Origin of the sequence: Pseudescherichia sp. (assembly GCF_031998825.1) — a bacterium.
Lineage (GTDB): Bacteria > Pseudomonadota > Gammaproteobacteria > Enterobacterales > Enterobacteriaceae > Pseudescherichia.
The window spans coordinates 1-24,467 of sequence record NZ_DAMACX010000050.1 but is presented as its reverse complement, the minus strand read 5'-3'; the positions used below and the strand labels follow the sequence as shown (position 1 = coordinate 24,467).

At 56.4% G+C, this 24,467-nt stretch carries 22 protein-coding genes and 1 other RNA gene; 6 read left to right on the top strand and 17 right to left on the bottom strand.

Going from position 1 to position 24,467, the window contains the following annotated elements; genetic code table 11:
- Both ssrS and RTP97_RS18015 read left to right on the top strand, forming a co-directional pair.
- Nucleotides 1-163, top strand: a non-coding RNA gene (ssrS, locus tag RTP97_RS18020) — 6S RNA; the annotation flags it as partial.
- A 19-nt stretch (nucleotides 164-182) separates the two neighbouring features.
- Nucleotides 183-779 carry a 5-formyltetrahydrofolate cyclo-ligase gene (locus RTP97_RS18015; protein ID WP_312416085.1) on the top strand — a complete coding sequence of 199 codons (597 nt, stop codon included), beginning with the start codon at nucleotides 183-185 and terminating at the stop codon, nucleotides 777-779.
- A 28-nt stretch (nucleotides 780-807) separates the two neighbouring features.
- Here the strand turns inward: RTP97_RS18015 and serA are convergent, their stop codons facing one another.
- Entirely contained in the window at nucleotides 808-2,040 is a 1,233-nt protein-coding gene (gene serA / locus RTP97_RS18010) for a phosphoglycerate dehydrogenase (RefSeq protein ID WP_312212980.1), read from the bottom strand.
- A 255-nt stretch (nucleotides 2,041-2,295) separates the two neighbouring features.
- The gene (gene rpiA, locus RTP97_RS18005) at nucleotides 2,296-2,955 is read right to left on the bottom strand and encodes a ribose-5-phosphate isomerase RpiA (RefSeq protein ID WP_312269988.1); all 660 of its coding nucleotides are present in this window, start codon (nucleotides 2,953-2,955) and stop codon (nucleotides 2,296-2,298) included.
- 175 nt (nucleotides 2,956-3,130) lie between these two features.
- Between rpiA and RTP97_RS18000 the strand changes: the two genes are divergently transcribed.
- Nucleotides 3,131-4,024, top strand: coding sequence for a LysR family transcriptional regulator ArgP (locus RTP97_RS18000; protein ID WP_312227874.1), 894 nt, complete (start codon nucleotides 3,131-3,133; stop codon nucleotides 4,022-4,024).
- Nucleotides 4,025-4,072: 48 nt separating this feature from the next.
- On the opposite strand, the gene RTP97_RS17995 is transcribed toward RTP97_RS18000, so the two are convergent.
- From RTP97_RS17995 to tkt, 7 genes are all read right to left on the bottom strand, one after another.
- Nucleotides 4,073-4,849: an oxidative stress defense protein gene (locus tag RTP97_RS17995; protein ID WP_312416083.1), complete on the bottom strand. Its 777-nt coding sequence runs from the start codon at nucleotides 4,847-4,849 to the stop codon at nucleotides 4,073-4,075.
- Nucleotides 4,850-4,954: 105 nt separating this feature from the next.
- Nucleotides 4,955-5,584 (bottom strand): arginine exporter ArgO, encoded by a 630-nt coding sequence (gene argO, locus RTP97_RS17990; RefSeq protein WP_312416081.1) that lies wholly within the window; start codon nucleotides 5,582-5,584, stop codon nucleotides 4,955-4,957.
- Between the two features lie 133 nt (nucleotides 5,585-5,717).
- On the bottom strand, nucleotides 5,718-6,587 hold the full coding sequence (mscS, locus tag RTP97_RS17985; RefSeq protein ID WP_312416078.1) for a small-conductance mechanosensitive channel MscS: 870 nt from the start codon (nucleotides 6,585-6,587) through the stop codon (nucleotides 5,718-5,720).
- 218 nt (nucleotides 6,588-6,805) lie between these two features.
- The gene (fbaA, locus tag RTP97_RS17980) at nucleotides 6,806-7,882 is read right to left on the bottom strand and encodes a class II fructose-bisphosphate aldolase (RefSeq protein WP_103818435.1); all 1,077 of its coding nucleotides are present in this window, start codon (nucleotides 7,880-7,882) and stop codon (nucleotides 6,806-6,808) included.
- A 66-nt stretch (nucleotides 7,883-7,948) separates the two neighbouring features.
- A complete protein-coding gene (gene pgk, locus RTP97_RS17975) occupies nucleotides 7,949-9,112 on the bottom strand; it encodes a phosphoglycerate kinase (RefSeq protein WP_312416074.1) in 1,164 nt (387 codons plus the stop codon).
- 49 nt (nucleotides 9,113-9,161) lie between these two features.
- Nucleotides 9,162-10,181 carry an erythrose-4-phosphate dehydrogenase gene (gene epd / locus RTP97_RS17970; RefSeq protein WP_312416072.1) on the bottom strand — a complete coding sequence of 340 codons (1,020 nt, stop codon included), beginning with the start codon at nucleotides 10,179-10,181 and terminating at the stop codon, nucleotides 9,162-9,164.
- Between the two features lie 322 nt (nucleotides 10,182-10,503).
- A complete protein-coding gene (gene tkt / locus RTP97_RS17965) occupies nucleotides 10,504-12,495 on the bottom strand; it encodes a transketolase (RefSeq protein WP_312416070.1) in 1,992 nt (663 codons plus the stop codon).
- Nucleotides 12,496-12,774: 279 nt separating this feature from the next.
- Here tkt and RTP97_RS17960 point away from each other — a divergent pair, with 279 nt between their 5' ends.
- Nucleotides 12,775-13,533: a M48 family metallopeptidase gene (locus RTP97_RS17960; protein WP_312416067.1), complete on the top strand. Its 759-nt coding sequence runs from the start codon at nucleotides 12,775-12,777 to the stop codon at nucleotides 13,531-13,533.
- Between the two features lie 233 nt (nucleotides 13,534-13,766).
- Nucleotides 13,767-15,035: an OprD family outer membrane porin gene (locus tag RTP97_RS17955; protein ID WP_312416064.1), complete on the top strand. Its 1,269-nt coding sequence runs from the start codon at nucleotides 13,767-13,769 to the stop codon at nucleotides 15,033-15,035.
- 55 nt (nucleotides 15,036-15,090) lie between these two features.
- On the opposite strand, the gene speB is transcribed toward RTP97_RS17955, so the two are convergent.
- The 4 genes from speB to RTP97_RS17935 all read right to left on the bottom strand — a co-directional run bounded on the left by speB (nucleotide 15,091) and on the right by RTP97_RS17935 (nucleotide 19,530).
- Nucleotides 15,091-16,011, bottom strand: a complete 921-nt coding sequence (speB, locus tag RTP97_RS17950; protein WP_312416061.1) for an agmatinase — start codon at nucleotides 16,009-16,011, stop codon at nucleotides 15,091-15,093.
- Nucleotides 16,012-16,188: 177 nt separating this feature from the next.
- Nucleotides 16,189-17,004: a sugar phosphate isomerase/epimerase family protein gene (locus RTP97_RS17945; RefSeq protein WP_312416058.1), complete on the bottom strand. Its 816-nt coding sequence runs from the start codon at nucleotides 17,002-17,004 to the stop codon at nucleotides 16,189-16,191.
- Between the two features lie 49 nt (nucleotides 17,005-17,053).
- A complete protein-coding gene (locus RTP97_RS17940; RefSeq protein ID WP_312416056.1) occupies nucleotides 17,054-18,337 on the bottom strand; it encodes an ABC transporter substrate-binding protein in 1,284 nt (427 codons plus the stop codon).
- A gap of 14 nt (nucleotides 18,338-18,351) precedes the next feature.
- Nucleotides 18,352-19,530 (bottom strand): oligogalacturonate lyase family protein, encoded by a 1,179-nt coding sequence (locus RTP97_RS17935; RefSeq protein WP_312416053.1) that lies wholly within the window; start codon nucleotides 19,528-19,530, stop codon nucleotides 18,352-18,354.
- 227 nt (nucleotides 19,531-19,757) lie between these two features.
- On the opposite strand from RTP97_RS17935, the gene RTP97_RS17930 reads away from it, so the two are divergent.
- A complete protein-coding gene (locus RTP97_RS17930) occupies nucleotides 19,758-21,251 on the top strand; it encodes a hypothetical protein (protein WP_312416051.1) in 1,494 nt (497 codons plus the stop codon).
- Nucleotides 21,252-21,481: 230 nt separating this feature from the next.
- Here the strand turns inward: RTP97_RS17930 and RTP97_RS17925 are convergent, their stop codons facing one another.
- From RTP97_RS17925 to yqgB, 4 genes are all read right to left on the bottom strand, one after another.
- Nucleotides 21,482-21,955 (bottom strand): type II toxin-antitoxin system YhaV family toxin, encoded by a 474-nt coding sequence (locus RTP97_RS17925; protein WP_312416049.1) that lies wholly within the window; start codon nucleotides 21,953-21,955, stop codon nucleotides 21,482-21,484.
- Nucleotides 21,956-21,963: 8 nt separating this feature from the next.
- Complete coding sequence (locus RTP97_RS17920) at nucleotides 21,964-22,188, bottom strand: type II toxin-antitoxin system PrlF family antitoxin (RefSeq protein ID WP_312416088.1); 225 nt, start codon at nucleotides 22,186-22,188, stop codon at nucleotides 21,964-21,966.
- A gap of 99 nt (nucleotides 22,189-22,287) precedes the next feature.
- The gene (speA, locus tag RTP97_RS17915; RefSeq protein ID WP_312416047.1) at nucleotides 22,288-24,264 is read right to left on the bottom strand and encodes a biosynthetic arginine decarboxylase; all 1,977 of its coding nucleotides are present in this window, start codon (nucleotides 24,262-24,264) and stop codon (nucleotides 22,288-22,290) included.
- 8 nt (nucleotides 24,265-24,272) lie between these two features.
- Nucleotides 24,273-24,404: an acid stress response protein YqgB gene (yqgB, locus tag RTP97_RS17910; protein ID WP_312213088.1), complete on the bottom strand. Its 132-nt coding sequence runs from the start codon at nucleotides 24,402-24,404 to the stop codon at nucleotides 24,273-24,275.
- Nucleotides 24,405-24,467 lie beyond the last annotated feature (63 nt).

Genomic DNA, 24,467 nt, shown 5'->3' with positions numbered 1-24,467 from the left:
GCGGGCCAGTCCCCTGAGCCGATATTTCATACCACAAGAATGTGGCGCTCCATGGTTGGTGAGCATGCTCGGTTCGTCCGAGAAGCCTTAAAACTATGACGACATATTCACCTTGAACCAAGGGTTCAAGGGTTACAGCCTGCGGCGGCATCTCGGAGATTCCTCTTCCTCTACCTGATACCATGACATCACTCGCGCTACCCGTTTCACCCCGACAGCTCATTCGCCAGCAGATCCGCCAGCGTCGCCGTGCTTTAAGCAATGACGAACAGCGTAGCTATGCTCAACAGGCCGCTAACCGTATGATGGCGTTTCCCCCCATGGTGATGGCCCATACCGTGGCGCTGTTTCTCTCTTTCGACGGTGAGCTTGATACCCGTCCGCTGATCGAGCAGCTCTGGCGCAGTGGCAAACGCGTCTGCCTGCCGGTTTTGCACCCCTTTAGCCCCGGCAATCTGCTGTTTCTCCACTACCATCCCGAGAGCGAGCTGGTGGTGAATCATCTGAAAATTTATGAGCCAAAGCTCGATCTGCGCGACGTCACGCCGCTCGATAAGCTGGATGTTTTAGTCACGCCGCTGGTGGCCTTTGACAATCAGGGGCAACGGCTGGGGATGGGCGGTGGCTTTTACGATCGTACGCTACAGAAGTGGCAGCAGCACGGCTTTACGCCGGTGGGCTACGCCCATGACTGCCAGCAGGTCGATGCCCTGCCGGTCGAGGAGTGGGATATTCCGTTGCCTGCGGTGGTCACGCCAACGCAGACCTGGCAGTGGTAGGCCCGGCAGGCGCGCCGGGCAATACGGATCAGTAGAGCAGACGCGCGCGGATAGTACCTGCGATGCCCTTCATGCTCTGCAGCGCCTTCTGCGCCACCTCTTCTTCCGCCTCGATATCGATCACCACGTAGCCCATCTGCGGCGTCGTTTGCAGATACTGGGCAGCGATGTTGACACCCTGCTCGGCGAAGATCTGGTTGATGGCGGTCAGCACGCCAGGGCGGTTCTCATGGATATGCAGCAGACGACGCCCGCCGTGCAGCGGCAGCGACACTTCCGGGAAGTTGACGGCAGAGAGCGTGGAGCCGTTGTCTGAATATTTCGCCAGCTTGCCCGCCACTTCGAGACCGATGTTCTCCTGCGCTTCCTGCGTGGAGCCGCCAATGTGCGGCGTCAGCAGCACGTTATCGAATTCACAGAGCGGAGACTCAAACGGATCGCTGTTGGTCGCCGGCTCGGTCGGGAAGACGTCGATAGCTGCCCCCGCCAGATGCTTATTACGCAGCGCGTCGCAGAGGGCCGGAATATCAACCACCGTGCCGCGTGAGGCGTTGATCAGCAGCGAGCCGGGCTTCATCAGGGCTAGCTCTTCGACGCCGATCATGTTCTTCGTCGAGGCATTTTCCGGCACGTGCAGACTCACCACGTCGCTCATGTTCAGCAGGTCAGAGAGGTGCTGAACCTGGGTAGCGTTGCCCAGCGGCAGCTTGCTTTCGATATCGTAGAAGAAGACGTTCATCCCCAGCGACTCCGCCAGAATGCCCAGCTGGGTGCCGATATGGCCGTAGCCGATAATACCGAGCTTCTTACCACGCGCTTCATAGGAGCCAGCGGCGAGCTTGTTCCAGACACCGCGGTGCGCTTTGGCGTTGGCTTCCGGAATGCCGCGCATCAGCAGCAGCAGCTCGCCGATCACCAGTTCCGCCACTGAACGGGTGTTAGAGAACGGGGCGTTGAATACCGGCACACCGCGTTTCGCGGCAGCGTTGAGGTCAACCTGGTTGGTGCCGATGCAGAAGCAGCCGACGGCAACCAGCTTCTCTGCGGCAGCAAAGATCTCTTCCGTCAGATGGGTACGGGAACGCAGGCCGATGAAATGGGCATCACGGATTGATTCTTTCAGTTGAGCGCTGTCCAGCGCACCTTTGTGAAATTCGATGTTGGTATAACCCGCCGCACGAAGGCTATCCAGCGCTTTCTGGTGTACGCCTTCGACCAGCAGAAACTTAATTTTGTCTTTTTCCAGTGATACTTTTGCCATTTCCCCGACCCTGTTATTTTCTAAATCAATGTGTGTTCGCTTTAGCCAACATATCAAAAAAAACTATTGCGGCAATATGAACGTTTGCGTCGGCGGTATGAAGAAAAGTCACGCAGCGAAGTTTGGCAGAGGAAAATGCTGGCAGAGTGGCGAAACGGCGGCAGGATCGCCAGCGGCTGGCTGAAAACGTGACACAAGTCACCAAATTCAGCCAGGGAAAATTTTTTTCAACGGCGAGCGCGGCTTGCCATCAGATCATTTTACGATGGTTTTGACGCCGTCGGCGGTACCGATCAGCGCCACGTCCGCGCCACGATTGGCGAACAGTCCGACGGTCACCACGCCTGGAATGCCGTTAATGGCGTTTTCCAGCGCCACCGGATCGATAATCTCCAGGCCGTGCACGTCGAGGATCACGTTACCGTTGTCGGTCACTACGCCCTGACGGTATTCCGGACGGCCGCCCAGCTTCACCAGCTGGCGAGCAACGGCGCTGCGGGCCATAGGGATCACCTCCACCGGCAACGGGAAGCTGCCCAGTATGGCGACCTCTTTTGACGCATCGGCAATACAGATAAACTTATCCGCTACGGAGGCAATGATCTTTTCGCGAGTCAGCGCCGCACCGCCGCCTTTGATCATCTGCATCTGGCCGTTGATCTCGTCAGCACCGTCCACGTAGACGCCAAGACGATCGACCTCGTTGAGATCGAACACGGTGATGCCGAGGGATTTCAGCTTTTCGGTAGAGGCGTCTGAGCTGGAAACTGCCCCTTCGATCTGCCCCTTCATTGTGCCCAGCGCATCGATAAAGTGTGCAGCCGTTGAACCGGTGCCAACCCCAACAATGGTGCCTGGCTCAACATAGTTTAGCGCCGCCCAGCCTACTGCTTTTTTTAGTTCGTCCTGCGTCATGATCGTTTGCCTGTGGTGTGGAGACTCAACGCGCATTATAAGGCATCGATCGTTAAAATGTCCCTGTGATCTATGTCACAACTCTCAGTGAAAAACTCAGGCGTGCATTTCGTCTGTATCTAACGAAAATTTATGTCATAGTGCTGTTAATCACCTTTTGGAGCACTTCTTAGCAATGAAACGTCCGGACTACAGAACACTACAGGCGCTTGATGCGGTCATTCGTGAACGCGGGTTTGAGCGTGCCGCGCAAAAACTGTGTATTACCCAGTCCGCCGTCTCACAACGTATCAAACAGCTGGAAAATATGTTCGGCCAGCCGCTGCTGGTTCGTACTGTGCCGCCGCGTCCAACCGAGCAGGGGCAGAAGCTGCTGGCGCTGCTGCGTCAGGTTGAGCTGTTAGAAGATGAGTGGCTGGGGGATGAGCAGACCGGCTCGACGCCGCTGCTGCTCTCCCTGGCGGTCAACGCCGACAGCCTGGCAACCTGGCTTCTGCCAGCGCTGGCGCCGGTGCTGGTTGACTCACCGATCCGCCTTAATCTGCAGGTGGAGGATGAGACCCGCACCCAGGAGCGCCTGCGTCGGGGTGAAGTGGTCGGGGCGGTCAGTATCCAATCCCAGGCGCTGCCAAGCTGCCTGGTGGATCGGCTCGGGGCGCTCGACTACCTGTTTGTTGGATCAAAAGCCTTTGCCGATCGCTACTTCCCCAACGGCGTCACCCGCTCGGCGCTGCTGAAGGCCCCAGCGGTGGCGTTTGACCATCTCGACGACATGCATCAGGCCTTTTTACAGCAGAACTTCGATCTGCCGCCGGGCAGCGTGCCGTGCCATATCGTTAACTCGTCCGAAGCCTTTGTGCAGCTGGCGCGCCAGGGCACGACCTGCTGCATGATCCCACACCTGCAGATCGAGCGCGAGCTGGACAGCGGCGAGCTGATTGACCTGACGCCCGGCCTGTTCCAGCGTCGGATGCTCTTCTGGCACCGCTTTGCACCGGAGAGCCGCATGATGCGCAACGTCACCGAAGCGCTGCTGGCCCACGGTCGCCGCGTGCTGCGTCAGGATTAAAACGGGAAGGTATCCGGCCAGGTTTGGCCCCGGCCGGATAAGAGAAACTTACTGCTGGGCTGGCTGAGTTGACTGGGCTGGTGCCGACTGCGCTGGCGTAGACTCAGAAGTCTGACCCGCCTGCGGCTGCAGCTCAAACACCACGTCAACCTGATCGTCAAACTGGATGGTTGGCTGCTCGTAGGTCTCCTGCGCCGATGCCGTCGCCGCGTCTGCCTTCATCATGCGTACCATTGGGGTAGGCTGATAGTTAGAGACGTGGTAGCGCACGCTGTATACCGGTCCGAGGGTGGACTTAAAGCCTGCAGCAAGCTGACCGGCCTGACGCACCGCATCATCGATTGCCGCTTTACGCGCTTTGTCTTTATAGGCTTCCGGTTGCGCAACGCCCAGCGTGACCGCACGGATCTCGTTCAGCCCGGCCTTCAGCGCGCCGTCCAACAGCGAATTAAGCTTATCCAGCTCGCGCAGCGTTACCTCTACGGTACGTACCGCCCGGTAACCCTTCAGAATGCTTTTGCCATTTTGATAGTCATAGTCCGGCTGCGTACGCAGGTTAGCGGAGTTGATGTCCTTCTTCGCCACGCCATTCTGCTCGAGGAAGCTCAGGTATTGCGCAACGCGATCGTCGGCCTGCTTCTTCGCCGATGCCGCATCTTTTGCCGCAACATTAACTTCAATCGCCAGGGTAGCGATATCCGGCACGGCATCCACGCTCGCCGTACCCGAGGTAACGATATGCGGGCCGTTTGGCAACTCATTTGCCTGAACCGACAGCGCACCTAATCCAACTAATGCCGCAAGGGCCATCACTTTGAACTTCACCGTAGCTTCTCCTTGTCTGAATATTCGCCGCGGACGCGGACGTCTGGCTGCAAGCTTAACGTTTCCGGCCCGGTTGTCCATCGGACTTAGCCTGATAACGCTACCCTACAGCACCTGCAAATGATGAATACCTTCTTTCGCCAGCTGAAACGCAATAAACCACATGATAACGCCAACGACGAAGTTGATAATACGCTGCGCCTTAGTGGTGCGCAGGCGCGGCGCAAGCCAGCTTGCCAGCAGTGCCAGGCCGAAAAACCAGATAACCGAGGCGCTGATAGTGCCAAGCGCAAACCAGCGCTTCGGCTCGGCCGCCAGCTGCCCGCCCAGACTACCGAGCACCACAAAGGTGTCGAGATAGACGTGGGGATTAAGCCAGGTCACCGCCAGCATAGTCATAATAATTCGCCAGCGCCCCTGTTTTAACACCTCAGCACTGGCCAGCTCAAGCTGCTGACTAAACGCCGTCTTCAGGGCGCCAAAGCCGTACCAGAGCAGAAACGCCACGCCACCCCAGGTCACCAGCGCCATCAACCACGGCGACTGCATCAGCACGGCGCTGCCGCCGAAGATGCCAGCACAGATCAGGATTAAGTCGCTAAGCGCACATAGCCCGGCCACCATCAGCGGATACTGCCGGCGGATCCCCTGATTCATCACAAACGCATTCTGTGGACCCAGCGGCAGGATCAGCGCCGCGCCTAATGCAACCCCTTGAAAATAATAACTTAGCACCGTAACTGCCTCTACCTAATCGTTCATGGCGGAGACTATACCGTGCCCTCATTATAAGCGGAAATTTAAAATTCTAATCAGTTATCAGTAACGCTAATAAGAAGAGGGGCCAGCAACGCTGGCCCTGGGGAGATTACTGCTGCTCGGCAGGCTGAGCCGCTTTCTCGCGCTTGAAGTGTACGTCCATCTGCGGATAGGGGAAGCCAATGCCATGGGCGTCAAAGGTCTTCTTAATGCGCTCCAGCACGTCCCAGTAGACCGCTTGCAGATCGCTGCTGTTGCTCCAGGTACGGATCACAAAGTTGACCGAGGAGGCACCCAGCTCGTTCATGCGGACGGTCATCTCGCGATCTTTGAGGATACGATCGTCAGACTCGATAATCTCGGTCAGTAGCTTTCTTACCAGATCGATATCCGCATCGTAGTCGACGCCGATAATGAACTCGTTACGCCGCACCGGCTCGCGGGAGAAGTTAATGATGTTGCCCGCAATGATTTTGCCGTTAGGGATAACAATGTAGCGGCCATCGGCTGAACGCATGGTGGTAGAGAAGATCTGCACGTGCAGAACGGTACCCGCCACGCCGCCTAAATCGACATACTCACCGGCACGGAACGGACGGAAGGTCACCAGCAGCACCCCTGCGGCAAGGTTAGAGAGCGATCCCTGCAACGCAAGGCCAATGGCCAGACCCGCGGCACCCAGCACGGCGATCACCGATGCGGTCTGCACCCCTACCCGGCCCAGCGCGGCGATCAGGGTAAAGGCAATAATGCCGTAACGCACCAGCGCAGAGAGAAAGTCAGCTACCGTGGCATCAATATGGCGAGCCACCATCAGCCGGTTGATACCGTTAGAAATGATCCGGGCGATGATCATCCCGATAATGAGGATAACAATCGCCGCAACGATGTTGACGGCATAGCTCAGCAGCAGCGCCTGGTTGCGCACCAGCCAGCCGCCGGCGTTATTTATGCTACCCAGCACATTAAGATCGTCCATTCACTGTTCCTTATGCTTACCTAAATGGATTAAAAATCACGTAAAAACGTGAAGCAGGTCAGCAAAGCGTAAACAAAAAACGACACCTATGCCAAACCCTAAACGCACCGGCCGCACAAAACGCCCGCAACATGAGTCAATTTTCAGACTGGGTTTACGCTACTCAGGCAAAAAAAATGGCTCCCCGCAGGGAGCCACTGTTTATTACACGCGTTAAATTACAGAACGTCGATCGCGTTCAGCTCTTTAAACGCCTGCTCCAGACGCGTTACCATGCTGGCCTGTGCGGCACGCAGCCATACGCGCGGATCGTAGTATTTCTTGTTCGGCTGGTCTTCGCCTTTCGGGTTGCCCAGCTGAGACTGCAGGTAAGCTTCGTTCTCTTTGTAATATTTCAGGATACCTTCCCAGTTAGCCCACTGAGTATCGGTATCGATGTTCATTTTGATCACGCCGTAGCTTACGGAGTCTTTGATCTCCTGAGCGGAAGAGCCGGAACCGCCATGGAACACGAAGTTCAGGCTGTTGTGCGGCAGGTTATGTTTCTTAGAAACATACTCCTGGGAGTCGCGCAGGATGGTCGGGGTCAGCTTAACGTTGCCCGGCTTGTAGACGCCGTGTACGTTACCGAAGGAAGCAGCAATGGTGAAGCGTGGGCTGATCGCGTTCAGCTTGGTGTACGCGTAGTCAACGTCTTCCGGCTGGGTGTAGAGTGCGGAGGCGTCCATATGGCTGTTGTCCACGCCATCTTCTTCACCGCCGGTGCAACCCAGTTCGATCTCCAGAGTCATGCCCAGCTTGGACATACGCTCCAGGTACTTAGAGCAGATCTCGATGTTCTCTTCCAGCGACTCTTCAGAGAGGTCGATCATGTGGGAGGAGAACAGCGGTTTGCCGGTAGCGGCAAAGTGTTTTTCACCCGCGTCCAGCAGACCGTCGATCCACGGCAGCAGTTTCTTCGCGCAGTGGTCAGTGTGCAGGATCACCGGCACGCCGTAATGCTCAGCCATCTGGTGAACGTGGTGGGCACCGGAGATTGCGCCCAGGATAGCCGCCTGCTGGCCTTCGCCTTTGAAGCCTTTACCTGCGATAAACGCAGCACCGCCGTTAGAGAACTGAACGATAACCGGTGCTTTTACTTTTGCAGCAGTTTCGAGAACGGCGTTGATGGAGTCAGTACCCACGCAGTTAACGGCCGGCAGAGCAAAGTTGTTCTCTTTAGCTACCTGGAATACTTTCTGAACGTCATCACCGGTGATCACGCCTGGTTTTACGAAATCAAAAATTTTAGACATGTTGTAAATCCTGTATTTACAGAAAACGGGTCTGAAATCAGGCGGAGCGATCCGCCTGCTCAGGCATTACTTCTTAGCGCGCTCTTCGAGCATCGCTACGGCTGGCAGCACTTTGCCTTCCACGAATTCAAGGAACGCGCCGCCACCGGTGGAGATATAGGAGATTTTGTCAGCGATGCCGAACAGGTCGATCGCCGCCAGGGTATCACCGCCACCTGCGATGGAGAACGCTTCGCTGTCTGCGATAGCGTTAGCCACGATCTCAGTACCTTTACGGAAGTTCGGGAACTCAAAAACGCCAACCGGGCCGTTCCACAGAATAGTTTTGGCGTTTTTCAGGATTTCAGCCAGTTTCTCAGCGGAAACATCGCCCAGATCCAGAATCTGCTCTTCATCTTTGATGTCGCTAACAGATTTCAGGGTCGCAGTCGCGGTTTCAGAGAACTCGGTGGCTACGCGCACGTCGGTCGGGACCGGAATATCACAGGTTTGCAGCAGGCGTTTCGCTTCGTCAACTAGGTCAGCTTCGTAGAGGGATTTGCCCACGTTATGGCCCTGAGCGGCAACGAAGGTGTTAGCAATACCACCACCGACGATCAGCTGATCGGCGATTTTTGACAGAGAGTCCAGTACGGTCAGCTTGGTAGAGACTTTAGATCCACCCACGATAGCCACCATCGGACGAGCCGGCTCTTTCAGCGCTTTACCCAGCGCGTCCAGTTCGTCAGCCAGCAGCGGGCCTGCGCACGCGACGTCAGCAAACTTGCCTACGCCATGGGTAGAAGCCTGTGCACGGTGAGCGGTACCGAACGCATCCATGACGAACACGTCGCACAGGGCAGCATATTTTTTCGCCAGGGTTTCGTCGTCTTTCTTCTCGCCTTTGTTGAAGCGAACGTTTTCCAGAACGACCAGCTCACCCTCAGCGACTTCCACACCGTCAAGATAGTCTTTAACCAGACGTACCGGGTTGGAGAGTTTGTCTTTCAGGTAGTTAACAACCGGCAGCAGAGAGAATTCTTCGTTGTACTCGCCTTCGGTCGGACGACCCAGGTGAGAGGTGACCATCACTTTCGCACCCTGTTTCAGGGCCAGTTCGATAGTCGGCAGGGAGGCACGGATACGCGCATCGCTGGTTACTTTACCATCTTTAACCGGTACGTTGAGATCCGCACGGATAAAAACGCGTTTACCAGCTAGATCCAGATCGGTCATCTTAATTACAGACATGGTGAATCCTCTCGTTGATTCTTAAAGTTTTGCAGACGCAAAACGCGTCCTACCTAAAACCTTTGGCGGCCATCGCTAACGTCGTGTCGAGCATTCGGTTAGCGAAACCCCATTCGTTATCACACCAGACCAGCGTCTTGATAAGGTGTGCCCCACTGACCCGCGTCTGTGTGCCATCAACAATGGCGCTGTGCGGATCGTGGTTAAAATCAGTTGAGACCAACGGTAATTCCGTATAGTCAACTATACCATGAAATGCTTCCTGTGACGCTTTTTGCAGCAACTGATTGACTTCTAATGCTTTTACCGGACTTGTTACCGTCACGCTAAGGTCAATCGCCGTCACATTGATTGTGGGTACGCGCACGGCAATCGCTTCAAATTTATCGTTAAATTTTGGAAAGAAGCGCGTAATGCCCGCCGCAAGTTTGGTATCCACCGGAATGATCGACTGACTCGCCGCACGCGTGCGCCGCAGATCTGAATGGTAAGCGTCGATCACCTGTTGATCGTGCATCGCCGAGTGGATCGTGGTGACCGTCCCCGACTCAATGCCAAAAGCGTCATCCAGCAGTTTAATCACGGGAATAATGCAGTTTGTGGTGCAGGAGGCGTTAGAGACAAGGCGGTCGTCCGGACGCAGATCGTCCTGGTTGACGCCGAAGACCACGGTGGCATCGAGATCGCTGCTGCCCGGATGGGAAAAGAGCACCTTCTTCGCACCGGCGGCCAGGTGCGCCTCGCCGTGTTGACGACTGCCGTAGACGCCGGTGCAGTCCAGTACGACGTCGACCTCCAGCTCGCGCCAGGGAAGCGCCTCAATGCCAGGCTCGTGCAGCAGACGGATCGCGTCATGGCCGACAAACAGCTGTCCACCCTCGTGATGAACACGCTGGCTAAAGCGGCCGTGGCTGGTGTCATACTTCAACAGATGCGCAATGCCTGCGTCGTCCGCCAGCTCGTTAATAGCCACTACGGCGATCTCCGCCCGGCGTCCGGATTCATACAAAGCACGAACCACGTTACGCCCGATGCGACCAAAGCCATTTATCGCGATGCGTAGGGTCATAAGTCTCCTGCAAAGCTATCCCTGAGTCGATGGCTGACAGAGTAATGCAGCAGCCTAGTCAGGGAAACCTCGCCTGTCACAAACCGTGACTAAATGGTTAAATGTCGAACAGAATTTCGACTGAAACGCTTCAGCTAGAGTAAGCGAAACGCGGAATAAAGGAAATGACTCTCAGAAGCAATAAGCCAGCTATATGACGTGCGTCACATTTTCGATGGAATAATTTCAGTGGGTTTTCGCCCACGCAGGAATAACAGACATAAAAAACCGGGCAATGGCCCGGCTTTTAGATTAACCCGGCAGATGCGCCGGGCTTGACGAATTACAGCAGCTCTTTCGCCTTGGCTACCACGTTTTCTACGGTGAAGCCGAACTCTTCAAACAGCTGCTCTGCCGGAGCAGATTCACCGAAGGTGGTCATCCCGACGATCGCGCCGTTCAGGCCGGTGTACTTGAACCAGAAGTCCGCAATACCCGCTTCGATGGCCACACGGGCAGAAACGGCTTTCGGCAGCACGGATTCGCGGTACGCCGCATCCTGCTTGTCGAACGCGTCGGTGGACGGCATGGAGACCACGCGCGCCTTCACGCCTTCGGCAGTCAGCTGTTCCCATGCGCTCACCGCCAGCTCGACTTCCGAACCGGTGGCAATCAGGATCAGCTGCGGCTGTCCTTCGCTCTCTTTCAGCACGTAGCCGCCGCGGGCGATGTCCGCCAGCTGCTGCTCGGTACGCTCCTGCTGGGCCAGGTTCTGGCGGGAGAGGATCAGCGCGGTCGGGCCGTCCTGACGCTCAACGCCGTATTTCCACGCCACCGCGGATTCAACCTGGTCACACGGACGCCAGGTGCTCATGTTCGGGGTCAGACGCAGGGAAGCGACCTGCTCCACCGGCTGGTGGGTCGGGCCGTCTTCGCCCAGACCGATAGAGTCGTGGGTGTAGACCAGCACCTGACGCTGCTTCATCAGCGCAGCCATACGCACTGCGTTACGGGCGTACTCAACGAACATCAGGAAGGTAGAGGTGTACGGCAGGAAACCGCCGTGCAGGGCGATGCCGTTGGCAATCGCGGTCATACCGAACTCGCGCACGCCGTAGTGGATATAGTTGCCGGCAGCATCTTCGTTGATGGCTTTGGAGCCAGACCAGATGGTCAGGTTCGACGGCGCCAGGTCAGCAGAGCCGCCGAGGAATTCTGGCAGCAGCGGGCCGAAGGCTTCGATAGCATTCTGGGATGCTTTACGGCTGGCGATTTTGGACGGATTCGCCTGCAGCTTAGCAATAAATTCATTCGCTTTCGCGTTGAAGTCAGCTGGCATCTCACCGCTCATACGGCGGGTGAACTCGGCCGCTTCCTGCGGGAAGGCGTTGGCGTAGGCAGCGAACTTCTCGTTCCAGGCGTTCTCTTTCGCCGTGCCGACCTCTTTGGCATCCCACTGGGCGTAGATGTCAGACGGGATAACAAACGGCTCGTGTTTCCAGCCCAGCTGCTCACGGGTCAGAACGATCTCTGCATCGCCCAGCGGCGCACCGTGGGAGTCGTGAGTCCCGGCTTTGTTCGGAGAGCCGAAGCCGATAACGGTTTTGCACATCAGCAGGGACGGCTTGTCGGTAACGGACTGTGCTTCCTCAACGGCGCGCTTGATGGCGTCTGCGTCGTGACCGTCCACGCCGCGCACCACGTGCCAGCCGTAGGCTTCAAAACGGGCTGCGGTGTCATCGGTGAACCAGCCCTCAACGTGGCCGTCGATGGAGATGCCGTTGTCGTCATAGAACGCCACCAGCTTGCCGAGCTTCAGGGTACCGGCCAGGGAGCACACTTCGTGGGAGATGCCTTCCATCATGCAGCCGTCGCCAAGGAAAGCGTAGGTGTGATGGTCAACGATGTCGTGGCCCGGACGGTTAAACTGTGCGGCCAGGGTCTTCTCAGCAATCGCCATGCCCACGGCGTTGGCGATGCCCTGCCCCAGCGGACCGGTGGTGGTCTCAACGCCGGCGGTGTAGCCCACTTCCGGGTGGCCAGGCGTTTTGGAGTGCAGCTGGCGGAAGTTTTTCAACTCTTCAATCGGCAGGTCGTAGCCGGAGAGGTGCAGCAGGCTGTAGATCAGCATTGAGCCGTGGCCGTTGGAGAGCACAAAACGGTCGCGGTTGGCCCAGGCCGGGTTGGCCGGGTTGTGGTTCAGGAAATCACGCCACAGGACTTCGGCGATGTCTGCCATACCCATCGGGGCACCCGGATGACCGGATTTGGCTTTCTGTACCGCGTCCATGCTCAGCGCACGAATAGCATTGGCAAGCTCTTTACGTGAGGACATTTTGACTCCAGATCGGACTGTTAAAGGCCATGCCCGTAGCGACTTGACTACAGCGCAATATGGGCTACGCCGGAAAAAAGTGTCAACAATGTAACCCAAGCGGCTAGCCATGTACATGGACCATCCTTTTGCTACTTCAGAAATCTCTGGAAGCCGCTCGCAGGTTGCGCAAACACTCGCCCACGGCTTGTGATTTTCTTTATACTCAGAAAAGGTTCCCGTCTCCCTGCGTCGGGAAGACCATTAAAATTATCAATATATTGATGCGGAAGATAACCAATGAAGATTCGGCAAGCATTGCTCGCTCTGGGTGTGGCAGCGGCGTTATCCGGCTGCCAGAACATGGATTCAAACGGTTTACTCAGCTCAGGAGCGGAGGCGTTTCAGGCCTACTCTCTGAGCGATGCACAGGTTAAGGCGCTGAGCGACGAATCCTGTAAAGAGATGGACAGCAAAGCAACGCTTGCGCCTGCCAACAGTGAATACCGCCAGCGTCTGGATAAGATCGCCTCCGCGTTGGGCGACAACATCAACGGCCAGCCGGTGAACTACAACGTCTATATGACAAAAGACGTTAATGCCTTTGCGATGGCCAACGGCTGCATCCGCGTTTACAGCGGACTGATGGATATGATGAATGACAACGAGGTCGAAGCGGTTATCGGCCACGAAATGGGCCACGTTGCGCTCGGCCATGTTAAGCGCGGTATGCAGGTCGCGCTGGGCACCAACGCCGTGCGCGTTGCCGCTGCCTCGGCGGGTGGCGTGGTAGGCAGCCTCTCCCAGTCGCAGCTTGGCGATCTGGGCGAGAAACTGGTGAACGCCCAATTCTCCCAGCGTCAGGAAGCAGAAGCGGATGACTACTCCTACGATCTGCTGCGCAAGCGCGGCATCAACCCGTCGGGCTTAGCCACCAGCTTCGAGAAGCTGGCGCAGCAGGAAGCCGGTCGTCAAAGCACCATGTTTGACGATCACCCGGCATCCGAGGCCCGCGCGCAGCATATTCGGGATCGTATGTCGGCGGACGGAATTAAATAATAATCACAGGAGGCGATATCGCCTCCTTTTTATTCCGCATAAATTGCTAAATAAACCGCACATAACGGTAAATAGGGTCGTAAATATAATTATCACCCTGGCGTAGATCGCTACGCCTCTCTGTAAACCTTGAAGTTTCTGGTCACATATTTATTGCAATGATTTATCATTCAGGTGAATATCGAATACGCAACAACACAATTCGATATTATCCAGAAAGAGAAGTTCCCTCCGTGAAAAAAGAGTTATCATTAATTGCATTAAGTTTATTCGCCGCTATTCCCGCCGTTGCCAGCCAGCAATCCGACAGCCAGGGCTTTATTGACGACAGTCATTTAAATGTGCTTTTACGCAATGCGTATATTGGTCGTGATTATCAGCAGGGCGCACAGGACAGGGCCGAATGGGGCCAAGGCATTATTGCCATCTATCAATCTGGCTATACCGAAGGCGTTATCGGTTTTGGCGTTGATGGCATCGCCCAGTATGGCGTGCGTCTGGACGGTGGCCGCGGCCGCAGCGGCGCGGGCGGCATCGACTTCTTCAAACAGGAAGATGACGGCCGCGCGAAGTCCGATCTCGCTAAGTTTGGCGCAACCGCCAAAATGCGTATCGCCAATACCGTGCTGAGCTACGGCACCCAGCGTCCTGAGTTACCGATTATTAATTCCGACGCCTCCCGCCTGCTATTTGAAAGCTATACCGGTGCCATGCTGAACTCAAAAGAGATCGACGGTCTGGAGATCAATGCCGGTTATCTCACCGACGAACAGCGTAAAAGCGACGATCGCCATGACAGCGGCCTGAAGAGCCTCTCCTTCGGCGGCGCAAGCTACCAGTTCAATGACCAACTCAGCGGCGCACTCTATGCATCTCATGTGGAAGATGTGCTGAACAAACAGTACCTCGGCCTGAACTTCAAACAGCCGTTCAGCACCGGGCAGCAGCTGGTTCTCGATTTCAATGGCTATAACTCCCGCCTGGATCAGGGTTATGCCAACGAGCTTAATACCGGGCGTAGTAACAGCATCTGGAGCCTGGCAGCCAGCTATATCTGGGATATTCATACCTTCAAGGTGGCATACCAGCAGAGCAGCGGCAGCACCGGCTATCACTACGGTAGCTATCGCGATCGGGGCGGCGTGGGCGATGGCGGCAACACCATCTGGCTGGCGAACTCCTACTGGTCCGATTTTAACGGTGAAGACGAGCGCTCCTGGCAGGCCTCATACGGGCTGGACTTTGCTGGCCTCGGTTTACCGGGCCTGAGCTGGACCACCGCTTACGTGCGTGGCGATAATATCAAGACGGCCGAAACCAGCAACGGTAAAGAGCACGAGTGGTTTAACCAGGTGCAGTACCAGGTGCAGGATGGCCCGGCTAAAGATCTGAAGCTGAAGCTGCGCTATTCCGTACTGCGCGTCTCCAACAGCGCCAGCGATTATAACGTGGGCGGCAATGAGATCCGCGCTTACGTGGAATATCCGTTTAACGTCTTCTAAGCACAATAAAAAACCCTCTCACAGGAGAGGGTTTTTTTATCCCGCAGCGAGAAGCTTATTCGCCTTTTTTCGCCGCCTGAATATAGAGCATCTCCAGCGCCAGGGTCGCTGCGGCCAGCGCGGTGATTTCCGACTGGTCATATGCCGGCGCCACTTCCACCAGATCCATCCCCACGATGTCCAGATCCTGCAGGCCGCGCAGCAGTTTAATCGCGCGATCGGAGGTCAGGCCGCCAATCACCGGCGTACCGGTCCCCGGCGCAAAAGCCGGATCCAGGCAGTCAATATCAAAGGTCAGATAGACCGGCATATCGCCGACGATCTGCTTCACCTGAGCGATGATGTCATCAACGCTACGATCGTTCACCTGGCAGGCATCCAGCACCGTAAAGCCATTGTCTTTATCGAACTCGGTACGGATCCCGATCTGCACCGAGTGGTTCGGATCGATCAACCCCTCTTTCGGCGCGGTATAGAACATGGTGCCGTGATCGAACTCGCAGCCGTTGGAGTAGGTATCGGTGTGGGCATCGAAGTGCACCAGCGCCATCTTACCGAAGTGTTTCGCGTGCGCGCGCAGCAGCGGCAGCGTGACAAAGTGGTCGCCGCCAAAGGAGAGCATACGCTTGCCGGCTGCCAGCAGACGCTCGGCGTGGGCCTGGAGTTTCTCGCTCATCTCACGGGCGTCACCAAAGGCGTAGACCAGGTCGCCGCAGTCAACCACGTTCAGGCGCTCGCGCATGTCGAAGTTCCACGGGAAGCGGCAGTGCTCCCACGCCAGGTTGGTGGAGACCTGACGGATAGCCCTCGGGCCCTGACGGCTACCGGAGCGTCCGGACGTCGCCATATCAAACGGCACACCGGTGATAACCCAGTCAGCATCGCTGTCGTACGGCTGGAAGTTCAGCGGCAGGCGTAAAAAACCAAATGCGTTAGATACCAGAGAGTTATCGTATTGATGACCTAAGGTGCTCATGGCTATGACCTCTTTTTTGTCGATAAAAAAACCCTTCCGCGTCGTTAGGCCCGACGAGGAAGGGTTTGAATGGGGTGACTGCTTGTCTGCGGCGGATTATCGCCGTTAATCTGTACGGGTTCAAGTAAGTCCAAAATAATCTGTTCATCACCCCTGCGTTTACGTTCGTATCGACGATTATAGCCCACGCAGGCGGGTGATGAGCGGCCCGGCCTCTTCAATCAAGGTTTGCGTCGAGGGTATGCAAAGGCACTCCAGCGAGACCGCGTGGTGATATCCGCTGTTTTTCAACATTCGATAGATGTCATCAATGGGAAGATGGCCATACCCCGGAAAGGCCCGGTTGGAGTCGGCGAAGTGGACGTGCTTGAGGCGCGATCCCAGCGTATCAATCGCCCCGGCAAAGTCGCGATCTTCAATGTTGGCGTGGAAAATATCCCACAGCACGCCAACGTTTTCCGGCGCATCGCTGAGGGTCAAAAATTCCATCATATCCTCTGCGCTGTGCAGATGGGCCATTTCGTACCGGTTAAGCGCCTCAAGTACCAGCGTCACCCCGCACTTTCGCGCCTGCTCAACGCAGGGCTGCATCGCCTCGGCCAACTCGTGCATATACTGCGTTTTGCTTAAGGTGCGGTCCGTTGCCCGCAGCGAGCCAATGGTGACGTGGCTCGCCAGCTGAGCGGCGACATCAATATGCTCAGAGAGGCGCTGCCGGGTACGCTCGACAATCGCCCTGCCGCCAGAGAGCAGCGACAAACCGTCAAGCTTACGAGCCTGGCCAGTGGCGATTGTGGTACAGCCCAGTCCGTAATGGTCCAGGCGCTGTTTCAGCCTGGCAATATTCATCTCTTCGTAATCATTAATGCAGAGTTCGGCGGCATCAAAGCCGCTCTGCGCCAGCCATGCCAGGCCCTGCTCCAGCTCATTCGCCGTAAATGGTGAAAAGAGCGTGTCATACCGGCACGTCAGCGTTGCGCTAAATCTGATCATACGTTCACCCTGATAGCGTGGCCGGAACGCAGGGTTCCGGCACGGTATGTTATTTCACTGCCTTGTTGAGAATTCGGCTGGCATTACGGGAAAACTCCTCTGCTGCCTCTTTCACCGTCAGCTTGCCGTGGTCGATGTTCTCAATGGTGTTGCGCCATAGCTCCACGAATTTCGGGTTATCAAAATAGGGCGAGGTGGGAATGGCATGAGGAAGTGCCAGAGAGGATTTAATCCCGGCCACGGTAATATTGTCCTCCTGGATAACGCCCTCCTCGCTCAGCTGCTGATACGCCTTTTTACTCAGCGGGGTACCGCGCTCCAGCCCCATGGCCTTGACGCCCTGCGGATCGTTCATCAGGAAGTCGATCAGCTTCGCCGCCTCCGCCGGATGCTTCGTCGATTTGCCGATGCTGAACATCATTGTCGGTTTGAAGAACAGTCCGGCGTCTTTTGCTCCCGGCAGCATGAAGAACGGCCCCAGCTCCAGCTTGTCGTAAGGGGCGGTCAGGTTGTTTTCATACATCACGGCGTTGGTGTTCCACATATAGACGCCGCCCCACTTGCCTTGAATCCAGGGCTTCATTTCCCAGGTGTTGGTTTTGCCATAAGAGGTCAGCACCCGCATAGAGGGGAAGACGTGGTTATCCACCAGATCCTTATAGATCTGGAAAAAGGCCTCCCACTGCTGCGGGGTATAGGTAAATTTTCCCGTGCTCTCGTCGATGGCCGGAATGTTGTATTTCTGTACCATCCAGGACTGGACCAGCGTCAGCGACTCCATATAGTCGAGAACCAGCGGGTATTTCTCTTTATCTTTTGCCTCAAACGCTTTTCCGGCGGCCATCAGCTCTGTCCAGCTTTGCGGATAGCTGACGCCCATCTCTTCCCACAGCTTTTTGTTGTAGTAGAAGCTGCGGGCGGTGACCGCCACCGGCAGACCGTTCAGCTTGCCGTCTACCGTAGTGCTGCTGAGCGACTGCGGATCGTACTGCTGAAGATCGAGCACCGCTTTCTGTTTATAAAGGTCGTAAAAACCGTTGCCATCCTTTGAGAAGAGCGGCAGCCAGTTCCAGTTGGTCTGGATCACATCCGGCTCGTTCCCTCCGGCGATCTGCACCGTCAGGCGTGACAGGTAGCCTTCCCAACCGGCGTACTCCGCCTTTACTTTGATGTCGGGATACTTCTCTTCAAACAGTTTTATGGCCTCCAGCGTGGCCTGGTGGCGACTGTTACCGCCCCACCATGAGATACGGATCTCCGCGGCCTGGGCAGCTGTAAGACAGGCGCACGCCAGCAAAAACGACGCGGCAACGGGGGCGATAAGCTTATGCATGAAAAGCTCCTTGTTTAGCCGTGGATCTGGCGTAAAACGTCTTCTGGAATTTCGGCCAGGTAGAGCGCTGGCTTACCGTCTTTATCGGTGCTGAACAGAACCGCTTTCTCATCGGGGGTGAACGACGGGTGCGGATGCGTCACCTGCCGGTCGCCATCCAGCACCTGCCACGAGGAGCCGTGGCGGGCAATTTTGTGAGCCTGCTTGTTCTCTAAATCAAAGAGCCAGAGCCACGGGTCGCTGGTATCGCCATAGCCTGCGTTGTCGGCGATATCAATGGGCACCCCGGAACCGTCTCCGACCGCCAGCGATCCGCTGTCGTTGCTCATGACGTGCGAGCAGGGCGGCATTGCCATCAGGCGCTCATCTTCACCGGTCTCACCGTCGATGCGGCAGAGATAGCGCACGGGACTGTTTTTGACATAGGTGACATACATCAGGGCAGAGCCATCCGGTACCCAGAACTCGTGGGTATAGCTCTCTCCCGGCGCGGGTTCCCGGGCCTTGCGGATGTTGCTGCCATCCTCATTCATTAGCCACATACGGGCGTCGACGCGATCGAGCGGTCCCTCGTGGCAGAAGGCCACGGTGTTATCATCGAACGGGCGGTAGATGGGGTGCCCCAGCCACTGGTTCTCCTCCAGCAGCGTCTCCCGCTCCCCGCTGCGCAGGTCGATACGGATCACCCGGCAGCGCGGCGCTTCGGCATAGAACTCCTGAAAGACGGTCCAGTCGCTGATGGGCCGCCAGCTGTCACGATGGATCTCTACCCCAACCAGCTTGTCGCAGGCGGAATTTGCCACCCAGGTGCCGTACCCTACCCACTCATCGGGAACGCGATATACCGCCTCTTCCTGGAGGGTCGCCAGGGTGACACGCATTAAATTGCGCTCGCCTTTGACGTAATAGAGATAATTTTCATCGGGCGATAAAAAGCCGCCAAAGGTATTATCCCCGGCCCCTTCGGTTAATTGCGTTGCTACGCCGGTGGCCAGGTCGAGTAAATAGTAATTACGATGGGTATCAAACTCGCCGGCAAAAATAAGCTTCTTGCCGCCGTCGATGAAACACTTTTGATAAAAGTAGTTGCGGTGGCAAATAACATCCGTTGGCGTGAAGCGGGTGACCTTCGCGCCGGTATCCTCATCAATATAGCGTTCGTAGTTCAGTTGCAGCGTTGTACCTTTGGCCATTTACTTTCCTCTCATTGATACGCAATTAGCCCGGTCGCCTTCGAGCAGGCTCACACTTTCTGTTTTACTCAGGCCACGATGTTTGACCTTTCACCGCGCCGCCTCTAGCATTCCCGCTCAACGTTGCTAGCGGGATGGGCGTAATGACAACAACGAAGCCATATCTGTTAATGGAAATTAACTCCCCTGAAATATGGCGCTGGTCTTTTTTTGAAAAAACCGTGAGCATGGCACAACGCTATGGCTTTCAGGGCCTCGTTATTCATCAGCAGTCGTTATTAGCCCGCCTGGCCTCGCCGTCACCGCGCTGTCATAGCGCCGAGTTAATTAACCTAAAGCTGGCTCAGGAAAATGCGCTTATTTACTTGCAACGAATCGGGGAATATTTACAGCGTCGCGGCTTACAGTTTTGGTTGCAGGGCGAAGCAACGCCCGATAGCCATGAATTAAAGGCAAAGTTCCCGGAATTCTTTCTCTCTGAAAATAGCGACAGCGAGTTTATTGACTATTTCTTTCAGCACAGCATTCCGCAGATCCTGGCCGCGCTGCCCACCGTACGCGGCCTGCGTCTCTCGCTATCGACTCCCGACATCAGCAGCGAACGCTGGAAAACGTCGTTAAAAATCTTGTACCAGGGCATCCGCCAGCTGGGGCGGCAGCTGATTCTGCGCGACTATCAGGACAAAAGCTGGCCCCGGCAGATGCTGCGCGTCGCACTGGAGGCGCTCCCTGATGACGTACGCGCCTCTGTAAAGGCGACCGAGCTTGATTACCGCCCTGGCTTTGCCAATAACCCCAACCTGCTTAATCTCCACGGCAACCGAAAATGGCTGGAGCTGGATCTCTGGGGCCTGGAGTATGGCTGGACCCTGCTGCCCTGCTATCTGCTGGAGGAGATCCAGCAGCGCCTCGCCTGGCTTAGCCAGCACGCCGGCAGCGCTCCCGAGGCCATTACCGTACGCGTCGACTGGGAGTGGCTGCTCGATCTGCCGCTTTCCGACTCCCTTAATGAGCTTAATCTGTTCGGCCTCTCCCGCCTGGCTAATGAGCCAGACATGCCTCCCCGCCAGATTGTGAATCACTGGCTGCAGCAGCGTGCCTCGGCGGCTGTCTCTTCTCACGATCTCAGCGCGATCGGCGATATTATCATTGCCAGCCACGAGTGGAGCTGTAAGACACCGACTCTGCTGGGTCGCGTCTTGCAGAGCCATAGCCGCCTTCCAACGGATTTTGCCCATGCCCTGCACCTGCTTCATCTTGATACCCGCAGCGCCAACTGGACGCAGTCCTTTCAGCCTCTGATGCCCAGCGACGATCCCGACCTGGGTTATCAGCAGCGACAGCTGATCGAGCTGGAGACCCAGCGCAGCCGCTTTCTTGCCGACTACATGCATAGCCGCTCGCTTAAGCTGCTGCCCGACGCTCCGCTGGCGGGCGAAACCCGGCAGGCCATCAGCGGCAGCGTTGTCCGCGCCCTAAAGTACACCCAGATTTACAGCGTGTTCACCCAGGCGCTGACGCTCAAGCTCTGGCTGCGTAAATATGGGGAACAGGCGGATATCCGCTCCCAGCTCAGTGCCGCCCTGCATGAATTCAGCCGTCAGAACCGGGAGCTTGCAGCGTGGTTTGAGCAGCACGGCGCGCAGCATCCGCTTGCCTTCGAAACGCTGCTCAACCCGCAGCGCATCGCTAACTTAATTACCAGCCTGCAACACGATTAAGCGATGGTGTAAGCATGGCGGCACCACAGCGGGAAGTAAATTGCCGGAGCGAGCAGAAAAAGGCACGGAAGCCGGAGAACGGGAGAAAAAGCGAAGGCCATCACGACCTGGGAAGATTTCAGGTGATGCTGCTCACACTCTGATAGCTGGGTTTTGTGATCGGGTAAAAGATTTTTGCCACTCAACAAAAAAGCCCAGCAGTGCCGGGCTTTAGTTTAGGTACGCAACATTCACTCTATGACGCGCTTTTCGGTGCTGCTCTCTGCTAACAGCCGATCCCAGTCACTCGGTGGGTTGCCACTAGATATCATTGCACTGAATACCTTATACGCATCACGTTTGTGATCGTAGGCGCGCCAGGTAGATTCATCGTTTACCCACGCCAGAATAATGGTTCTATGCTGCTCACTGAATCGAAAAAACAACCGGTACTGGCCAAGAAACTTGGCACGAAACCAGTGTTTATTTTCTTCCCCCAGCGTCTCTCCTTGCCTAAACCTGGCGTCCATTGGGTTGCCGCAGATTTCCATGTTGATAACCTTCAAAATCGCGGCAAGCAATTTCGTGGCGGCTTTCTTTTGATAGTTATCCGGGTTCTTTTGCTTAAGCTCTTCTACCTGCGCCACCAGCGCTTCAAGTTGTGAATCAAAGCAGGGGTGGGTATACAACTTCCAACCATTAATTTCGGTCGTCTTTCCGTTCATTTGTCCACTTACTCTTCATCGATAAGCGGAGCGTCGAGGTCGATATCCATATCAGCAGTTAAAGACTCCGCGCGCGCCAGAAGTGAAGCGCGTAACGGTTTAATGCGGCCTGGATTTTCTTGCATATCGTTCTCAAGAAATTGCAGGAAAGAGCCTATTACTGGATCTTCATTTTCCGCAGAATTTTTGCGACACATAAGCACCTGACCATCGGTAAGTACGGCATATTCTATCTCCTCCCCAGACTATAACTTCATCGCGTCTTTAACTGAAGCAGGGATAGGAACAGGCAGGAAAGACCCGGCAGCACTGAGGCCGCCGGGCAAACGCGATTACTCGTCTTCGAGATAGGTGTAGCCGTAAAGCCCGGCTTCGAACTCTTCGAGGAACTGCTGCTGCAGCGCATCGTCCAGTCCGGTCTGCTTCACCTGGTCGCGGAAGTGGGTCAGCAGCGTGTTCGGATCGAGCTGCACGTACTCCAGCATATCCGCCACCGTGTCCCCTTCGTCGGAGAGCTCCACCTCGACGCTGCCGTCCGGGAAGACAAAGACGTCAACCGCTTCGGTATCGCCAAACAGGTTATGCATGTTGCCAAGGATCTCCTGATACGCGCCTACCATAAAGAAGCCCAGCAGCGGCGGGTTGTCAGGATCGTACTCCGGCATCGGCATCGTCGTCGCGATCCCGTCGCCGTCCACGTAGTGATCGATAGCGCCATCGGAGTCACAGGTGATATCCAGCAGCACAGCACGACGCTCTGGGATCTGATCCAGCCCTTCCAGCGGCATCACCGGGAAGAGCTGGTCGATCCCCCACGCATCCGGCATCGACTGGAACAGCGAGAAGTTGACGTACATTTTGTCCGCCATCCGCTCCTGCAGCTCATCGATAATCGGACGGTGCGCACGGTTGCTCGGATCCAGCTGCTTCTGCACCTCGTGACACATGTTCAGATAGAGCTGCTCTGCCCAGGCGCGCTCCTGCAGGCTGAAGGCGCCGGAGGAGTAGCCGATATGAATATCGTGCAGATCCATCTGGCTGTCGTGCAGCCACTCACGCAGCGAGCGGCGGGTGCCCGGCTCGTGCATCTCCTGCCAGGTCTCCCACATGCTTTGCAGGGCGCGTGGCGCATTCTCAGCAGGCGGCGTCGCTTCGGTATATTCGTTGCGCTCCACGCCGATAATGTTCGACACCAGCACGGTATGGTGCGCGGTGACGGCGCGGCCGGATTCGGTGATCACCGTCGGGTGCGGCAGGCCGTGCTCTTCGCAGGCGTCGCCAATGGCCCAGATAATGTTATTCGCATACTCGTTGAGGCCGTAGTTGACCGAGCAGTCAGACTGGGAGCGGGTGCCCTCGTAGTCCACGCCCAGGCCACCGCCCACGTCAAAGCACTCAATGTTCACGCCCAGCTTGTGCAGCTCAACGTAGAAACGGGCCGATTCACGCACGCCGGTGGCGATATCGCGAATGTTCGCCATCTGCGAGCCGAGGTGGAAGTGCAGGAGCTGAATGCTGTCGAGACGTCCGCGCTCGCGGAGGATCTCCACCAGCTGCAGCACCTGGGTTGCTGCCAGGCCGAACTTGGATTTTTCGCCGCCGGAAGACTGCCACTTGCCGGAGCCCTGCGACGCCAGACGCGCACGCACGCCGAGGCGCGGGATCACGTTCAAACGCTCGGCCTCTTCCAGCACGATGGCCACTTCAGACATCTTCTCAATGACCAGATAGACCTTGTGGCCCATCTTCTCGCCAATCAGCGCCAGGCGGATATACTCCCGATCCTTATAGCCGTTACAGACGATGACGCTGCGGGTCATGCCTGCGTGCGCCAGGACCGCCATCAGCTCGGCCTTCGACCCGGCCTCCAGCCCCAGCGGCTCGCCGGAGTGGATCAGGGATTCAATGACGCGGCGGTGCTGGTTAACCTTGATCGGGTAGACCAGAAAGTAGTTGCCGTTATAGCCGTAGGACTCACGGGCGCGCTTGAACGCGGCGTTAATGGAGCGCAGACGGTGCTGCAGGATCTGCGGGAAGCAGAACAGCGCAGGCAGGCGTTGTCCCTGAGCCTCGCGCGCTTTCACCAGCTGAGCGAGATCAACGCGCGCTTCCGGCACGTCAGGATCGGGGCAGACGGTGATGTGGCCCAGCTCGTTGACGTCGTAATAGTTATTGCCCCACCAGGCAATATTGTATGTGCGCAGCATTTTACTGGCTTCCTGGGAGCTCATCGCTACCTCCTGCATGGAACGTAGTACACCTTGTTCGCCCGCTGACGAAGGCGAAACCGAAGAGATGTCGTCAGACATAGCGAACCTCAAATTGTATTAGTAAGTGTAAAACAGTTGACTACTATCGCGTTCCGTAGAGGCGATAACAACCCATAAACGGCCCGGTTATCCAGCGTATTATGCTGAAGCGTGAGCCGTGCGACCGGTTTCTTATTCATATCATTGTAAAACACGTATCCGAACTCTGTATGACAAGGTTCGGCGAAACCACGAGAAAACTC

Coding starts and splice junctions, on each gene's coding strand:
- RTP97_RS18015 (WP_312416085.1), top strand. CDS start 183: ATGACATCACTCGCGCTACCCGTTTCACCCCGACAGCTCATTCGCCAG.
- serA (WP_312212980.1), bottom strand. CDS start 2,040: ATGGCAAAAGTATCACTGGAAAAAGACAAAATTAAGTTTCTGCTGGTC.
- rpiA (WP_312269988.1), bottom strand. CDS start 2,955: ATGACGCAGGACGAACTAAAAAAAGCAGTAGGCTGGGCGGCGCTAAAC.
- RTP97_RS18000 (WP_312227874.1), top strand. CDS start 3,131: ATGAAACGTCCGGACTACAGAACACTACAGGCGCTTGATGCGGTCATT.
- mscS (WP_312416078.1), bottom strand. CDS start 6,587: ATGGACGATCTTAATGTGCTGGGTAGCATAAATAACGCCGGCGGCTGG.
- fbaA (WP_103818435.1), bottom strand. CDS start 7,882: ATGTCTAAAATTTTTGATTTCGTAAAACCAGGCGTGATCACCGGTGAT.
- pgk (WP_312416074.1), bottom strand. CDS start 9,112: ATGTCTGTAATTAAGATGACCGATCTGGATCTAGCTGGTAAACGCGTT.
- epd (WP_312416072.1), bottom strand. CDS start 10,181: ATGACCCTACGCATCGCGATAAATGGCTTTGGTCGCATCGGGCGTAAC.
- tkt (WP_312416070.1), bottom strand. CDS start 12,495: ATGTCCTCACGTAAAGAGCTTGCCAATGCTATTCGTGCGCTGAGCATG.
- RTP97_RS17960 (WP_312416067.1), top strand. CDS start 12,775: ATGAAGATTCGGCAAGCATTGCTCGCTCTGGGTGTGGCAGCGGCGTTA.
- speB (WP_312416061.1), bottom strand. CDS start 16,011: ATGAGCACCTTAGGTCATCAATACGATAACTCTCTGGTATCTAACGCA.
- RTP97_RS17945 (WP_312416058.1), bottom strand. CDS start 17,004: ATGATCAGATTTAGCGCAACGCTGACGTGCCGGTATGACACGCTCTTT.
- RTP97_RS17940 (WP_312416056.1), bottom strand. CDS start 18,337: ATGCATAAGCTTATCGCCCCCGTTGCCGCGTCGTTTTTGCTGGCGTGC.
- RTP97_RS17935 (WP_312416053.1), bottom strand. CDS start 19,530: ATGGCCAAAGGTACAACGCTGCAACTGAACTACGAACGCTATATTGAT.
- RTP97_RS17930 (WP_312416051.1), top strand. CDS start 19,758: ATGGCACAACGCTATGGCTTTCAGGGCCTCGTTATTCATCAGCAGTCG.
- RTP97_RS17925 (WP_312416049.1), bottom strand. CDS start 21,955: ATGAACGGAAAGACGACCGAAATTAATGGTTGGAAGTTGTATACCCAC.
- speA (WP_312416047.1), bottom strand. CDS start 24,264: ATGTCTGACGACATCTCTTCGGTTTCGCCTTCGTCAGCGGGCGAACAA.
- yqgB (WP_312213088.1), bottom strand. CDS start 24,404: ATGAATAAGAAACCGGTCGCACGGCTCACGCTTCAGCATAATACGCTG.